This window comes from Mycobacterium sp. 1423905.2, assembly GCF_001673155.1.
Classification (GTDB): Bacteria; Actinomycetota; Actinomycetes; order Mycobacteriales; family Mycobacteriaceae; genus Mycobacterium.
The window spans coordinates 1-16,121 of sequence record NZ_LZLE01000131.1 but is presented as its reverse complement, the minus strand read 5'-3'; the positions used below and the strand labels follow the sequence as shown (position 1 = coordinate 16,121).

Here is a 16,121-nt window from a genome sequence, read left to right as displayed (position 1 = left end):
GCCGGCACCGCAAGTGCGGGTGCGACCGCGGGCAACAACGGCAGCGGCGGCGTGGGCGGCAAGGGCGGCAACGCCGGTTACGCCGGTGACGGCGGCCGCGGCGCTGAGGGCACCAGCAGCTTCCTCGACGGCGGCGCCGGCGGCGCCGGCGGCAACGCGGGCGCGCTGGGCCAGGGCGGGGCCGGCGGCACCAACGGTGGCGGCGGCACCGCAGTTAGCGGCGCCAACGGCACCGGCGCCAACGGCGGCAACGGCGGCGCCGGCGGTAACGGCGCGGTGGGCGCCAACGGGACCAGCGGAGTCAATGCCGGCGACAGCGGCACCGACGGCCTGGCCGGCGGTAAGGGCGGCGCCGGTGGCGCCGGCGGCACCGGAACCGGCACGGGCTTCAAGGGCGGCAACGGCGGCGCCGGCGGCATCGGTGGCGCCGGCGGTACGGGTGGTTCGGGCCTCAACGGCGCCAACGGCGTGACGACCAACGGGGTGGGCACGTCCGGCCAAGCCGGCGGCAACGCCGGCAGCGGTGGCGCCGGCGGCAACGGCGGCCAGGGCGGTGCGGCGGGCACCGGTACCGCCGGCGCCGGCGCGGGCACCGCCGGCAACGGTGGCGCCGCCGGCAAGGGCGGCAACGCCGGCACCGCGGGCGCGGGCGGCATCGGCGCCGCGGGCGCCAACGGCGTCTCCGGTGTCAACAACGGCGCCGGCTACAACGGCGGCGATGGTGGTGCCGGCGGTAAGGGCGGCAGCGGCGGTAACGGCGGCACCGGCGGACTTGCCGGAGCCACCAACGGCGGCACCGCGGGCACCGCGGGCGCCAACGCCAACGGCGGCAACGCCAGCAACGGCGGCGCCGGTGGCGCGGCCGGAACCGGCGGCACCGGCATCACCGGCGCCAACGGCACCGCCGATGTCAACAAGTACGGCACCGGCATCGGCGGCGGCCAAGCCGGCGGCAACGGCGGCAACGGCGGCACCGGCGGCGCCGGTGGGGCCGGCGGTAAGGGCGGCACGGCCGGAACCGGCGCCACCGCGGGCAGCAACGGCAGCGGCGGCGGGGGCGGCACCGGCGGCAACGCCGGCACCCCCGGCAGCGGCGGCGACGGCGCGGCCGGCACGGTCAACAACACCACCGGCGGCGCCGGTGGGGCGGGCGGCAACACCGGCACCGCGGGCAACGGCGGGGCCGGCGGCGCCAACGGCAGCGGCAGCGGCACCGGTACGGCCGGCAGCAACGGCGCCTCGGTGGCCGGCCCGGCCGGTAACGGCGGCGCCGGCGGCGCGGGCTTTACCTCGTCGGTGGCGGGCGCTAACGGCGGCAACGGCGGCGCGGGCGGTAACGGCGGATCGGTCGGTAACGGCGGCGCCGGTGGCGCCGGCGGCAACGGGGTGGCCGGCACGGCCGGCGCCAACGGCGTCAACCCCGGTGACAGCGGCACCGCCGGTCAGGCCGGTGGCTCCGGCGGTGCTGGCGGCCAGGGCGGTAACGGCGGCTCTGTCTCCGGCAGCGCCGGGGTCGGCGGCGCGGGCGGTGCCGGCGCGGCCGGCGGTAAGGGCGGAACGGGCGTCAGCGGCGCGGCCGGAACGGTCGGCACCAACAACGGCGCCGGTCAGGCCGGCGGCAACGGCGGCGTCGGTGGCCAGGGCGGCAACGGCGGCGTCGGCGGGACCGGCGGCAAGACACTCGGTGGCACCGGCACCCAGGCCGCCAGCGGCGCCGGCGGCAGCGCCGGTTCCGGCGGTGCGGGCGGCAACGGCGGCACCGGCGGCGCCGGCGCCAACGGGGTGGCCGGCGTCAACAGCGGCGCCGGCGGCACCGGCGCGGCCGGCGGCAACGGCGGCAATGGCGGCAACGCGGGTACGCCCGGCACCGGGTCGTCCACCGGCTCCGCCGGTGCGGCCGGTAGCGGCGGGAACAGCGGCGCCGGCGGCAACGGCGGCACCGGAGCCGACGGCACCGCGGCCAGCCTCAACGGCGGTAACGGCGGCGCCGGCGGCAACCGCGGTACCGCGGGTGTGCGCGGCACGGTCGGCACCGGCGGCTCCAACGGCAGCGCACCGTCCTCGGGCGGTAACGGCGGCAACGGCGGGGCGGGCTTCACCTCGACGGTCGCCGGCGCCAGCGGCGGCAGCGGCGGTAACGGCGGGGCGGGCGGCAACGTCGGCAACGGCGGCACCGGCGGGGCCGGTGGTAACGGTGTGGCCGGCGGTGCCGGCGCCAACGGCGTCAATCCCGGTGACAGCGGCAGCGCGGGTCAGGCCGGTGGCTCCGGCGGTGCTGGCGGCCAGGGTGGTAACGGCGGCTCCATTTCCGGCAGCGCCGGAGTCGGCGGCGCCGGCGGTGCCGGCGCGGACGGCGGTAAGGGCGGCGCCGGGGTGGCCGGTTCCAACGGTGTGGTCGGCACCAACAACGGCGCCGGGCAGACCGGCGGCGCGGGCGGCGCCGGCGGAAACGGCGGTAGCGGCGGCAACGGCGGCGTCGGCGGTAAGACCGCGGGCGGCACCGGAACCCAGGCCGCCAGTGGCATCGGCGGCAACGCCGGCAATGCCGGCAGCGGTGGCAACGGCGCGATCGGCGGCAACGGCGCGGCCGGTGTCGCGGGCGTCAACAACGGCGCCGGCGGCGCTGCCGGTGACGGCGGCGCGGGCGGTGCGGGCGGCACCGGCGGTAACGGCGGCACCGGTTCAACCGTCGGCAAGGCGGGCAGCGCCGGCAACGGCGGCAACGGCGCGGCCGGCGGCAACGGCGGACTCGGCGCCGACGGCACCGCCGCCAACCCCAACGGCGGGGCCGGGGGCAACGGCGGCAACGCGGGCAGCGCCGGCGCGGCCGGCAAGGTCGGCACCGGCACCGGCACGCCCAGCGCGGGCGCCAAGGGCAGCACCGCGACCTCCGGCGGCAACGGCGGAAACGGCGGCAACGGCTACACCTCCAGCACCCCGGGCGCCAACGGCGGCAACGGCGGCGCGGGCGGTGACGGCGGCAACGTCGGCAACGGCGGTACCGGCGGGTCCGGCGGCAACGGCGTCACCGGCAACAACGGCACCGCGGGACTCAAGGCCGGAGACAGCGGCGGCAACGCGCAAGCCGGCGGGTCCGGCGGTGACGGCGGCCGCGGCGGCAAGGGCGGCGTGAACGCCGGCAACGGTGGCGCGGGCGGTAACGGCGGCACCGGCGGCAACGGTGGCAGCGGCGGCACCGGTCAGGACGGCGCCGCGGGCGTCGCCGGGGTCAACAACGGCGCCGGGCAGGCCGGCGGCAACGGCGGAAACGGCGCCAACGGCGGCAGCGGTGGTAACGGCGGCGTCGGCGGCAGCGCCACCAAGGGCATCGCCGGCACCTCCGGGCTTGGCGGCAACGCCGGTGACGGCGGCAATGCCGGCACACCCGGTAGCGGCGGCAACGGCGCGGCCGGCACCGCGACCAGCCCGACCGGCGGCGCCGGTGGCAACGGCGGCAACGCGGGCACCGCGGGTGCCGGCGGCACCGGCGGCAGCAACGGCAGCGGCTCGGGCACCGGCAAGTACGGCAATGACGGGTCCCTGCCCACCACACCCGTCGGCAACGGCGGTAACGGCGGCGCCGGGTTCACCTCGACAGCGGCCGGCGCCAACGGTGGCGACGGCGGGGCCGGCGGCAAGGGCGGCAACTACGGCAGCGGTGGCAACGGCGGCAGCGGCGGCAACGGTGTGGCGGGCGCGGCCGGCGTCGACGGCGTCAGCGACGGCAACAACGGCGGCAACGGCCAGGCCGGCGGCGCCGGCGGTAAGGGCGGTGCCGGTGGGGATGCCGGGGCGAACCTGGGTGACGGCGGCGCCGGCGGTGCCGGCGGATCCGGCGCCGACGGCGGCAAGGGCGGCACCGGCCACAACGGCGGCAACGGGGTGTCCGGCGTCGACGAGTACGGCACCGGCGTCGGCGCGGGCCAGAGCGGCGGCAACGGCGGTAACGGCGGGGTCGGCGGCAACGGTGGGCAAGGCGGCGTCGGCGGCAGCGCCGGCCTGTACGGCACCACCGGTGCGGTCGGAGCCGGCGGCAACGCCGGCAACGGCGGCGCGGCCGGAACACCGGGCAGCGGCGGCCACGGCGCGGCGGGCATCTCCACCAGCACCGCAGGCGGCAACGGCGGTAACGGCGGCAACGCGGGCAGTGGTGGCGCGGGCGGCACCGGCGGCCTGGACGGCGGCGGGGACGTCAGCGGCAGCAACGGCACCGCAGGCGCCGGATTCACCGGCTCGGCCGGCAACGGCGGCAACGGCGGCGTCGGCTACAGCCAGTCACCCAACGCCACCGACGCCAACGGCAACGGCCTGGCCGGCGGCGCCGGCGGTAAGGGCGGCAGCGGCGGCACCAACGGCAACGGCGGTAACGGCGGCGCCGGCGGCAACGGCTCCAACGGGGTCACCGGCAGCAACGGTGTCAACAACGGCGCGTCGGGCAGCAACGGCGGTAACGGCGGTGCCGGTGGTCAAGGTGGCGCCGGCGGTGCGGGCGGCACCACGGTGGGCAACGGCGGTGCCGGCGGTCAAGGCGGCAACGCCGGTAGCGGCGGCAACGGCGGTAGCGGCGTGAACGGCCATGACGGGATCGCCAACTCCAACGCCTACGGCACCGGCATCGGCGGGGCACAGAACGGCGGCAACGGCGGCACCGGCGGTCAGGGCGGCAGCGGTGGCGCCGGCGGGGCCGGCGGCACGGCCACCAACGGCGTCGCGGGCACGGGGGCGGCCGGCGGCAACGCCGGCAACGGCGGCAACGGCGGCACGCAGGGCAACGGCGGCAACGGCGCGGCCGGCACCGTGAGCAACCCCGACGGCGGCGTCGGCGGCAAGGGCGGTAACCCCGGCACCGGCTCGGCCGGCGGCACCGGCGGCAGCGGCGGGGCCAACGGCAGCGGCTCGGGCGCCGGCGCCAAGGGCGCCAACGGCACCAACGGCAGCACGCCCACCGGCGTCGGCGGCAACGGCGGCCAGGGCGGCGACGGCTACAACGCCACGGTGCCCGGCACCAGCGGCGGCAAGGGTGGCGCCGGCGGTGACGGCGGCCTGTACGGCGACGGCGGCGCCGGCGGTAACGGCGGCAGCGGCGCGGCGGGCCAGAACGGCACCAACGGGACCGCCGTCAACCCCAACGGCGGCAGCGGCCAGGCCGGCGGCAACGGCGGCGCCGGCGGTAACGGCGGTAACAGCGGCACGCTGAACGGCAAGGGTGGCGCCGGGGGTAACGCCGGCAACGGCGCGGCCGGCGGTGCCGGTGGTGACGGCGCCAACACCATGAGCGGGACCGGCGGCAAGGGCGGCAGCGGCGGCACCGGCGGCCTCGGCGCGGCCGGCGGCAACGGCGGCAACGGCTACCTGGGCGGCGGCAAGGGGGGCAACGGCAGCAACCCGGGTACCGGCGGCAGCGGCGGCACCGGAGGGGTCGGGCCCAGCGGCTTCGGCGGCAACGGCTCCGCCGGCACCACGCCGACCACCGCGACCGGCAACGGCGGCAACGGCGGCAACGCGTTCGGTCTGCCCGGTGCCGGCCAAACCGGCTACGCCGGCGGAGACGGCGGCAACGCCGGGGCCTACGGCAACGGCGGCAACGGCGGTAACGGCTTCACCGGCGGCACCGGCGTGACCGGCTCGACCGGCGGGCCGGGTCAAAACGGCGGTGTCGGCGGCACCGGCGGCGCCGGTGGCTCGGCCGGTAAGGGCGGCAACGGCGGCACGGTCGCCGGCAACAGCGGTAACGGTGGCGCCGGCGGCAGCGGCGGCGCGGGCGGCACCGGCGGCGCGGGCGGCACCGGCGACTGGAACGTCAACGGTGGTACCGGCGGCAACGCGGGCAACGGCGGCACCGGCGGCGCCGGGGCGGCGGGCGGTAGCGCCGGAACGGTCACCAAGGGCACCGTCGGCACCGGCGGGGCCGGCGGCAACGGCGGTGACGGCGGAGTGAGCGGGGTCGGCGGCACCGGTGCCGCGGGCACCGCGGCCCACCCCAACGGCGGCACCGGCGGCAACGGCGCCAACCCGGGCAGCGGCGGTTCGGCCGGCTCGGGCGGCAGCGGCTCCACCACGGGCAGCAACGGCAAGTCCGGCGCCACGCCCACCACCATCGCCGGCAACGGCGGCGCCGGCGGCGCCGGCTGGAATTCCACCACCCCGGGCGTTAACGGCGGCAACGGCGGGACCGGCGGCAACGCCGGTCAGTACGGCACCGGCGGCACCGGCGGTAAGGGTGGTACCGGGGCGATCGGCCAGACCGGCGCCAGCGGCCCCGCCCCCGGCGCCAACGGCAGCACCGGCGGCAACGGCGGCACCGGTGGCAACGGCGGAACCGGCGGCAAGGGCGGCACCCTCGGCGGGGACGGTGGCGCCGGCGGCGCCGCTGGAAACGGCGGCAGCGGCGGCGCCGGTGGCAACGGTGCCGACGGGGTGAACGGCGGCACCGGTGGCAACGGCGGTGGCGGCGGCAACGGCGGCGGCGGCGGCACGGGTGGCAACGGCGGAGCCGCCAGCGCGGCCGGTTACAAGGCCGGCGTCGGCGGGGCGGGTGGCAACGGCGGCAACGACGGTGTCGGCGGCAACGGCGGCAACGGCGGGGCCGGCACGGCCGGCAACCCCAACGGCGGCAACGGCGGCAACGGCGGCGGCCTGGGCAGCGGCGGCGCGCTCGGCAAGGGCGGTACCGGCTTCACCGCTGGTGCCGACGGCAAGGCCGGCACCGTACCCACCGTCACTGCGGGCAACGGCGGCAACGGCGGCGCGGGCTTCAACCCGACGACCGCGGGCACCTCCGGCGGCAACGGCGGCAAGGGTGGCAACGCCGGCCCGATCGGCAACGGCGGCAACGGCGGGGCCGGCGGCAACGGCACCGCGGGCACCGCGGGCGTCAACGGCACCACCGCGGGCAGCAGCGGCACCAGCGGCACGGCAGGCGGCTCCGGCGGTAACGGCGGCGCCGGTGGCGCCAGCGGCACCATCTCCGGCAACGCCGGCAACGGCGGGGCGGGCGGCAACGGCGCGGCCGGCGGTAAGGGCGGCAACGGGGTGACCGGCAAGGCCGGCCTGCCCGGAGTCAACAACGGGGCCGGTCAAGACGGCGGCAACGGCGGCAACGGCGGCAACGGCGGATCCGGCGGCAACGGCGGGGCGGCCGGAGCGCTGCAGAACGGCAGCGGGGCAACCGGCACCACCGGCACCGGCGGCAACGGCGCCAATGGCGGCAAGGCGGGCACGCCCGGCAACGGTGGCACCGGCGCGGCCGGCACCGTCAGCAACCCGAACGGCGGCAATGGCGGCAATGGCGGCAATGCCGGCATCGCGGGAACCGGCGGCACAGCGGGTACCGGCTCCACACCGGGTACTGCGGGCAGCAACGGTGCCTCGGTCGCCGGCCCGGCCGGCAACGGTGGCCAGGGCGGAGCGGGATACAACCCGCTGACCAAGGGCTCCAGCGGCGGCAACGGCGGCAACGGCGGCAACGGAGGTTCGATCGGCAACGGCGGCAACGGCGGCGCCGGCGGCAACGGCGTCGACAACCTGGCCGGCGCCAACGGCACCAAGGCTGGCGACTCCGGCGTCGACGGCCGCGCCGGTGGCTCCGGCGGCAACGGCGGGGCCGGCGGCAAGGGCGGCACCATCTCCGGTAACGGCGGCACCGGTGGTGCCGGCGGCAACGGCGCGGCCGGCAGCTCCGGCGGGAACGGCGTGACCGGCGGCAACGGTGTCTCCGACGTCGACCAGTACGGCACCGGCATCGGCTCCGGCCAAAACGGCGGCAACGGCGGCGTCGGCGGCAACGGCGGCAACGGCGGTAACGGCGGGGTCGGCGGCAAGGCGCAGGGTGTGGGCAGCAACGGCGTCGACGGCGTCGCCGGCAACGGCGGCAACGGCGGCAAGGCCGGCACGCCGGGCGACGGCGGTAACGGCGCGGCCGGCACCGCCACCAACCCCAACGGCGGCAACGGCGGCACCGGCGGCAATGAAACCGCAGGCACCGGCGGCACCGGCGGCACCTCGACCACCAAGGCGGGCACCAACGGCACCAACGGCGCGCTGGCCCCCGGAGCGGTCGGCAACGGCGGTAACGGCGGGGCTGGATACACCCAGACCACCACCGCCGGCGCCAGCGGCGGCAACGGCGGCAGCGGCGGCAACGCCGGCAGCCACGGCAACGGCGGTAACGGCGGGACCGGCGGCAACGGCTTCGCCGGCACGGCGGGCACCAGCGGTGTCAGCGCGGGCGCCAGCGGCACCGACGGCATGGCCGGCGGAGCGGGCGGCAACGGCGGTATCGGCGGTAACGGCGGATCGGTTTCCGGCAACGGCGGTAACGGCGGGGCCGGCGGTACCGGCGCCAAGGGTGGCGACGGCGGGGCCGGTGTGACCGGCTCCAACGGTGTGGCCGGGACCAATAACGGCGTCGGTCAGGCCGGCGGCAACGGTGGCAACGGTGGGGCCGGCGGCAACGGCGGCAACGGCGGGGCGGGCGGCACGGTCACCAGCGGCGTGGCCGGCACCACGGGCGTCGGCGGCAACGCTGGCGGCGGCGGCAATGCGGGCGCGCCGGGCAACGGCGGCACCGGCGCCAACGGCACCGCGGCCAACCCCAACGGCGGGGCCGGTGGCAACGGCGGCAACGCGGGCGCCGCGGGCACTGGCGGCACCGGCGGCACCGGCTCGACACCCGGCGCCAACGGCAGTAACGGCGCCTCGATCGTCGGCCCGGCCGGCAACGGCGGCAACGGCGGTACGGGCTTCACCTCCTCCACCGCGGGCGCCAACGGCGGTAACGGCGGCAACGGAGGCAACGGCGGCAACATCGGCAACGGCGGCAAGGGCGGCGCCGGCGGCAACGGTGTGGCCGGCACCGCCGGCACCAACCCCTCCACCGCCGGGGCCAGCGGCGGCAACGGCCAGGCCGGTGGATCCGGCGGAACCGGCGGCAACGGCGGCGCCGGCGGGACGACCTCCGGAAACGGCGGCGCCGGCGGCGCGGGCGGGACCGGCGCCAACGGCGGCACGGGCGGCACTGGGGTGACCGGCGCAGCCGGTGTGGCCGGCACCAACAACGGCGCCGGTCAGGCCGGCGGCAACGGCGGCAACGGCGGAGCCGGTGGCAACGGCGGCAACGGCGGCGTCGGTGGTACGGCACTGGGTGCGGGGTCCAATGGCACCGCCGGCGCGGGCGGCAAGGCCGGCAACGGCGGCAACGCCGGTACTCCCGGCGGCGGCGGCACCGGTGCCAACGGCACCGCGACCAACCCCAACGGCGGCGTCGGCGGCAACGGCGGCAACGCCGGAACCGCGGGCACCGGCGGCACCGGCGGCACCGGCTCGACCACCGGCGCCAACGGCAGCAACGGCGCGGCGGTGACCGGCCCAGCCGGCAACGGCGGCAACGGCGGCGCGGGCTTCAACGCCACCACCGCCGGGGCGGCCGGCGGCAACGGTGGCGCCGGCGGCAACGGCGGCAACATCGGCAACGGCGGCCAAGGCGGAATCGGTGGCAACGGCGCGGCGGGCACGGCCGGCGGCGCGGGCGTCAACCCCGGTGACAACGGCGCCACCGGTCAGGCCGGCGGCGCCGGCGGCACCGGCGGCGCCGGCGGTTCGGGCGGCTCGATCTCCGGCAACGGCGGCGCGGGCGGCGCCGGCGGCCAAGGCGCGACCGGTGGGGCCGGCGGCGCCGGTGCGGCTGGTGACCTCACCGTCAACAACGGTGCCGGCGGCAAGGGCGGCAACGGCGGGGTCGGCGGGGCCGGTGGCGCCGCGGGCGCCGGCGGCAACGCCCTAGGCGCCGGCACCGGCGGAGCGGGCGGCAACGGCGGGGCCGCGGGCTCCGGCGGTGCGCCGGGCACCGGCGGCAAGGGCGCTGAGGGCGCGGGCGCCAACCCCAACGGCGGCGTCGGCGGTGACAGCGGCACGGGCGGCAACGGCGGGGTCGGCGGAGCCGGCGGCAACGGCGGCACTGGCGGTGCCACCTCCGGCAACGGCGGCAAGGCGGGCAACGGCGGAGCCGGCGGCAACGGCGGCAGCGCCACCACCGGTCAGACCGGCGGCGTCGGCGGCAACGGCAGCGCACCCGACGGCAACGGCGGCAACGGCGGCACCGGTCCCAGTGGCGGCAACGGCGGCGCCGGCGGCGCGGCGGGCACGCCCGGCGCGGCCGGCACCGGCGGTGTTGCGGGAGGCACCGGCACCACAGGCACCGGAGGCACCGGCGGCAGTAAGGGCGACGGTGGCACCGGCGGTACCGCGGTGGGCGCCGGCAGCCCCGGGGTTCAGGGAGCGCCCGGCACCGCCGGCCTCAACGGCTGACACCCCGGTCCTAGGCAGCCCGGCTGCGGTCCCCCTACCTACCGCAGCCGGGCCCTTAGAACTGCAGCGCGGAGAAGCGCCAGTCCAGCACCTGCCGGTCCGGCTCGTCGGGCGAATCGCCGACCGCGTAGACCAGCGACCGCAGCCCCAACACTCCGCCGTCCGCGGCGGGTTCGGCGGACTCGACGTGCAATTCGCTATACAGCGTGTCGCCCTCGCGGACCGGCCCGGTGTGGTCGCAACGCTGCCAGCCCAGCACCGTCGCCAGGTTGGGCAGCAGCCGGCTCACCTGCGCCAGGGCCAGTCCGATGGTGTGCCCGCCGTACACCAGGCGTTGCCCGCCAGCACGCCAATCATGGTGTGTGGCAGCGATGTTGAGTGTCAGCCGGGCCAGCTCGGGCGCGCTGCTGACTACGTCCGCGGTGCTGCGCAGCACCGCACCGGCCAAGCCCGCATCGAAGTGTGGACCGGGCACCCGGCTGCGGAATACCGCGCCGTCCCAGTCGGCCGTCGGGTCGGTCACCGGCGCCGCCGCGTCGGCCCCGATGGTGGACAGGTCATCGGTGCGCGCGAAGTCCGGCACCCACTGCGGGCTGGCCGGCAGCATGGCACAGCGGTAGAAGTCGAGCACCAGACGGTCGGCCTGGTCGGTGGTGGTCATGCGCAGCGCCGCCATACCCGTCGGCGCCCGGCCCGGTTTGGCCGCGTTGGCGCGCAGACCGACCACTTCGGTGCGGGTGTGCAGGGAGTCCCCGATCACCGGGAAGCGGTGAAAGGTCAGCCCGCGGTAGAACAGGTTGGCCTTGACGCGCTGGGTCGCCAGCGTCGACTGGCCGATCGCCACGTCGCACACCAGGCCCGGGTGCGCCAGCGCGGCCGGTGTTCCGGTGACCGCGGCACACAGGGCGCCGTCCAGCGCTAGCCGCAGCCGATCCCCCAGGATCGCCTGATGCGCGGCGGCCAGACCCGACGACAACGTCAGCGCCGGCGCCCAGTCGAACACCTGGCCCACGGACAGGTCGTCGAAGTAGGGGCCGCCCGCGCGCATCGCCGCATACCCGGTAGGACGCTGGGAAGTCACAACGCCCAATATGGCACGGGTGAGCAGTGAGCTGAACGACGACGAACAGATGTTGGTCGCCACGGTGCGTGCGTTCATCGACCGCGAGGTGAAGCCGACGGTGCGCGAGGTGGAACACGCCAACACCTACCCCGAGGCGTGGATCGAACAGATGAAGCGCATCGGCATCTATGGGCTGGCGGTGCCCGAATCCTACGGCGGGTCACCGGTATCCATGCCCTGCTATGTGCGGGTCACCGAGGAACTGGCGCGCGGCTGGATGAGCCTGGCCGGCGCGATGGGCGGGCACACCGTGGTCGTCAAATTGCTCACACTGTTCGGCACCGACGAGCAGAAACAGACCTATCTGCCGCGGCTGGCCACCGGCGAGCTGCGGGCCACCATGGCGTTGACCGAGCCGGGCGGGGGTTCGGATCTGCAGAACCTGACCACCACCGCGATGCCGGACGGTTCCGACCTGGTGGTCAACGGCGCCAAGACCTGGATCTCCAACGCGCGCCGCTCCGGGCTGATCGCGCTGCTGGCCAAAACCGACCCGGCCGCCACCCCGCGCCATCACGGAATCTCCATCGTTCTCGTCGAACCCGGCCCGGGCCTGACGGTTTCGCGCGATCTGCCCAAGTTGGGCTACAAGGGCGTGGAGTCGTGCGAGCTGAGCTTCGACGACTTCCGGGTGCCGGCCACCGCGATCCTGGGCGGTGCCACGGGCCAGGGGTTCGCGCAGATGATGAAAGGCCTTGAGACCGGCCGCATTCAGGTCGCCGCGCGCGCCCTGGGAGTGGCGACCGCGGCGCTCGAGGACGCCCTGGCGTACGCCCAGCAACGGGAAAGCTTCGGCAAACCCATCTGGAAGCATCAATCGGTCGGCAACTATCTGGCCGACATGGCCACCAAACTCACCGCCGCCCGCCAACTCACCCGGTACGCCGCCGAGCGCTACGACAGCGGTGAGCGCTGCGATATGGAGGCCGGCATGGCCAAACTGTTCGCCTCGGAGGCGGCGATGGAAATTGCGCTCAACGCCGTGCGCATCCACGGGGGATACGGCTACTCAACCGAATACGACGTGGAACGCTACTTCCGCGATGCGCCACTGATGATCGTCGGAGAAGGGACCAACGAGATCCAACGCAACGTGATCGCCGGTCAGTTGGTGGCCCGCGGCGAAATCTGAGAGTCTCTGCAAAGCCGAACAGTCACCTATCCGACGAGGGGCACCATGAAGCCGTACGTGACCAAAGGGGTCGTCTCCGTGGACCAGGGGGGCGAACTCAGGTTGGAGCATTTCGTCGAAAACTGGGCCGTCAAGATTGAGCTTCGCGACCCCGATTCCTACGCCGAGGCCCGCCGCGGTGGGAGTTTCTGGCTCCTCAACGCCCGGCTGATCATTGCCAACTATGACGATTCGCCACAGGTGGCCCAGGCCCGGCTGCTCTGGGTCCGCGACGAGGAACCGCAGGACATCGACAAGGTCAGGATTTTCATTCCCGCCCATGGGGAAAGCTGCATCGCCTTGCAGGGTGCAGTAGACGCTTACCAGTCCAAGCAAATTTACCTGTACTGCAATACCTTTGACGGTTTGGCGTCGAACAGCCGGATCAACGCGATCTGCGTCGACGAGTTGGAGAACCAGTACCCGTAGTCGCCAGCGCGAACAACGCCGGGCAACCTACCCGTCGGCCACCCGCGGGTGCGCTATATTTGCTCGACTTCGGTTCAGCAAACCTGTTCTGGTCGAACAACGGAAAGCAGTTGCCATGAGTTACCCGCCGAGTTCGTATGGGAGCGACCCGAGTTGGCAGGGCCAGCCCGGTTGGCAGGGCCAGCAGCCCGGTTGGCAAGGGCAGCAGCCCGGGTGGCCGGGACAGCAACCAGGCTACGGTGGACGCGAGCCGGACAATTATTTGGTGTGGGCCATCCTGGTCACGGTGTTTTGCTGCCTGCCGTTCGGGATCGTGTCGATCGTCAACTCCACCAAGGTGTCGAGCCTGTGGGCGCAGGGGCGCTATGCCGAGGCGCAGGCCGCTTCGGCCAACGCCAAGAAATGGGCCATCATCGGCGCGATCGCCGGCGCGGTGGTGGCGGTGATCTCGGTGATCTTGTACGTCGCGCTCATCGCGCTGGCGGTGCATTCCGTCGATCACAACCTGCCCTCGACGACGTTCACCACCTATCCCGGTTACTGACCAGCCAACTCGTCCACCAGTCCCCAGGCCAGCGCGGTCGCGGCGTCGATCATGCGGCCGGAAAGCACCAGATACGCGGTGCGCCAGCGGCCGATGCGGCGTGTGACGCTGACGGTGCCGCCGGCTCCCGGAATCAGCCCGAGACTCATCTCCGGCAGTCCGAATCGCGAATCATGCTGTGCGACAACCCATCCGCAGAACGCCGCCATCTCCAGGCCGCTGCCCAAGACTTGACCGTGCACCTCGGCGCGGCAGTCGCGGCCGAACCTCGCGGCCAGCGCATCCAACACCAACGCCGGGCTGTGGCGGGTGCGGGCCAGATGCGCGCTGGCCGGGTCGGTGAAGGTGCCGAACTCGGCCAAGTCTCCCCCGCTGCAAAACGACGGACCGTTGCCGCTCAACACAAGTCCGGTGACCGAGGGGTCCAGCTGCGCCACGCTCAAGGCGTCGAGGAGCGCCGCGCGTGTGTCGGTGGAAAACGCGTTGTGCCGCTGCGGGCGGTTGAACCGGATACCCAGCACGTCACCGTCGCGGTCGACGGTCACCGGGTCGGCGATCTCGGGTAGCCGCGCCGGTCCCCGCTCGGCGAGCCACCGCGCGAACTCCGGGCCGCCCTGCAACGTCGAGTAAGCCAGCGATTCGGTGATCACGCCGGGCAGCGTCGCACCGCCCGGATCCACCGCCCGCACTACGTCGTCACACACGGCGCTGGCGTGCGGCCAGCGCCGGCACCGCTGCGTCAACTCGGCGAGCGCCTCCGGTACCGACACCACGGTGATCACCCGGCGGTCAGGACTTGGCTCCTCCGACAGCGAAAAAGTGGCTGCCTCAAGCCAATTCTCGTCCGACACCCGGCCATGGGCGATGATCACCCCCGCCGGGCGTGACAGGTCGACATCCGGCGCGTCGGCCATGTCGACCACCCGGAACATGGTCAGCCCGAGTACTTCTCGATCAGCCCGTTCTTGTACAACTTGCCGGTGTCGGTGCGCGGCAGCTGCACCTCGAACGCGATCTCGCGCGGACACTTGAAGTGCGCCAGCCGTTCTCGCATCCACGCCAGCAGCTCTTCACCGAATTCGTCGGTGGCGTCGGCCGGGTCGACGGTCTGCACGGCCGCCATCACCCGCTGGCCCATCTCGTCGTCGGGAACGCCGAACACCGCCGCGTCCATCACCTTCGGGTGGGTGACCAACAGGTTCTCCGCCTCCTGCGGGTAGATGTTGACCCCGCCGGAGATGATCATGTGGTGGCGCCGATCGGTCAGGTACAGGTATCCCTCGTCGTCGAGGTAACCGATGTCCCCTACGGTCATCCAGCCTTGATTATGGCGCGACGCAGCGGTTTTCGACGGATCGTTGAGGTACTCGAAGGAATACCCGCCCTCGAAGTAGATTTCACCGGGCTGGCCGGGCGGCAATTCGGTGCCATCCTCGCCGATGATGTGGATCGCACCCTGCATCGGTTTGCCCACCGAACCGGGGTGGGCCAGCCAGTCTTCGGCACCGATCAACGTCGACCCGATCGCCTCGGAGGACGCGTAATACTCGTCAACGATCGGACCCCACCACTCGATCATCTGCTTCTTGATCTCTACCGGGCACGGCGCCGCCGCGTGCATCACCCGCTGCAAGCTGGACACGTCATACGAATCACGAACCGCCTGAGGCAATTTGAGCATCCGAGTGAACATGGCCGGGACGAACTGACCGTGCGTCACCCGGTGGCGGGCGATGGCGTCCAACGCGCCTTCGGCGTCGAACTTCTCCATCACCACAGTGGTGATGCCGGCGGCCTGAACCGTCATCGACCACACCGATGGGGCGGTGTGATAGATCGGCGCCGGACTCAGATACACCGCGTCCGGATGCATCCACACGTCGATCAGCATCGACATCATCCCCGGCGCCTGGTCCGGCGGCACATGCGGCAGGTCGCGTTTGATGCCCTTGGGCCGCCCGGTGGTGCCCGACGAGTACTGCAGTAGATCGCCCTCGAGTTCGTCATCGATCGGCGTATCGGGTTGTTGGGCAACGCATTCCGGGTAGCGCTCCCAGCCGTCGAGGTCGCCTGCCTGGTCCGAAGAAGCGATCATCAGCAGCCCGGGCAGCCCGGCCGGCAGGTGTTCGGCCAGTCCCTTGCAGGTGTCGATCAGCGCGGCCGAAGCGATGATCGCCTTGGCGTTGCTGTTGTCGATGATGTAGGCGGCTTCGGCCGCAGTCAGGTGCGTGTTGATCGGCACGTAGTACAGGCCGCTGCGCCGAGCCGCCCACATGACCGCGTGGATGTGCTCGTTGTTCTCCATCAGGATGGCGACCGCGTCGCCCTCGCGCAGTCCGGCCCCGCGGAACCGGTGGGCTAGCCGATTGGCCCGCGCTTCCAGTTCATCGAAGGTGACCACCGTGCCCGACGGGTAAAGGATGATCGCAGGTTTGTTGGCGCCGACATGCTGCCGAATCTGCATGCGCCGACTGTACGACGCCCACCTTGACACCTGTCACGCGGGCGGGCGCCCGCATCTCGCGCGAATGTGCGGCCAGCCGCGCACT

7 protein-coding genes are annotated in these 16,121 nt (G+C 74.8%); 4 read left to right on the top strand and 3 right to left on the bottom strand.

Features of this window, described 5'->3' with window-relative positions:
- Positions 1-51: 51 nt before the first annotated feature.
- Positions 52-10,305, top strand: a complete 10,254-nt coding sequence (locus A9W95_RS28285) for a hypothetical protein (RefSeq protein WP_216638142.1) — start codon at positions 52-54, stop codon at positions 10,303-10,305.
- Positions 10,306-10,360: 55 nt separating this feature from the next.
- Here A9W95_RS28285 and A9W95_RS07500 read toward each other — a convergent pair whose 3' ends face one another.
- The gene (locus A9W95_RS07500) at positions 10,361-11,353 is read right to left on the bottom strand and encodes a MaoC family dehydratase (RefSeq protein WP_067410326.1); all 993 of its coding nucleotides are present in this window, start codon (positions 11,351-11,353) and stop codon (positions 10,361-10,363) included.
- Between the two features lie 64 nt (positions 11,354-11,417).
- On the opposite strand from A9W95_RS07500, the gene A9W95_RS07495 reads away from it, so the two are divergent.
- The 3 genes from A9W95_RS07495 to A9W95_RS07485 all read left to right on the top strand — a co-directional run bounded on the left by A9W95_RS07495 (position 11,418) and on the right by A9W95_RS07485 (position 13,572).
- Complete coding sequence (locus A9W95_RS07495; RefSeq protein WP_253851588.1) at positions 11,418-12,560, top strand: acyl-CoA dehydrogenase family protein; 1,143 nt, start codon at positions 11,418-11,420, stop codon at positions 12,558-12,560.
- A 45-nt stretch (positions 12,561-12,605) separates the two neighbouring features.
- Entirely contained in the window at positions 12,606-13,028 is a 423-nt protein-coding gene (locus tag A9W95_RS07490; protein WP_067410323.1) for a hypothetical protein, read from the top strand.
- 115 nt (positions 13,029-13,143) lie between these two features.
- Entirely contained in the window at positions 13,144-13,572 is a 429-nt protein-coding gene (locus A9W95_RS07485) for a CD225/dispanin family protein (protein WP_067410320.1), read from the top strand.
- Here the strand turns inward: A9W95_RS07485 and A9W95_RS07480 are convergent.
- Positions 13,566-14,504 (bottom strand): enoyl-CoA hydratase/isomerase family protein, encoded by a 939-nt coding sequence (locus tag A9W95_RS07480; RefSeq protein WP_067410317.1) that lies wholly within the window; start codon positions 14,502-14,504, stop codon positions 13,566-13,568. The two genes, A9W95_RS07485 and A9W95_RS07480, sit on opposite strands and share 7 nt — an antisense overlap.
- 2 nt (positions 14,505-14,506) lie before the next feature.
- Positions 14,507-16,036 (bottom strand): fatty-acid--CoA ligase FadD4, encoded by a 1,530-nt coding sequence (fadD4, locus tag A9W95_RS07475; protein ID WP_067410314.1) that lies wholly within the window; start codon positions 16,034-16,036, stop codon positions 14,507-14,509.
- Positions 16,037-16,121 lie beyond the last annotated feature (85 nt).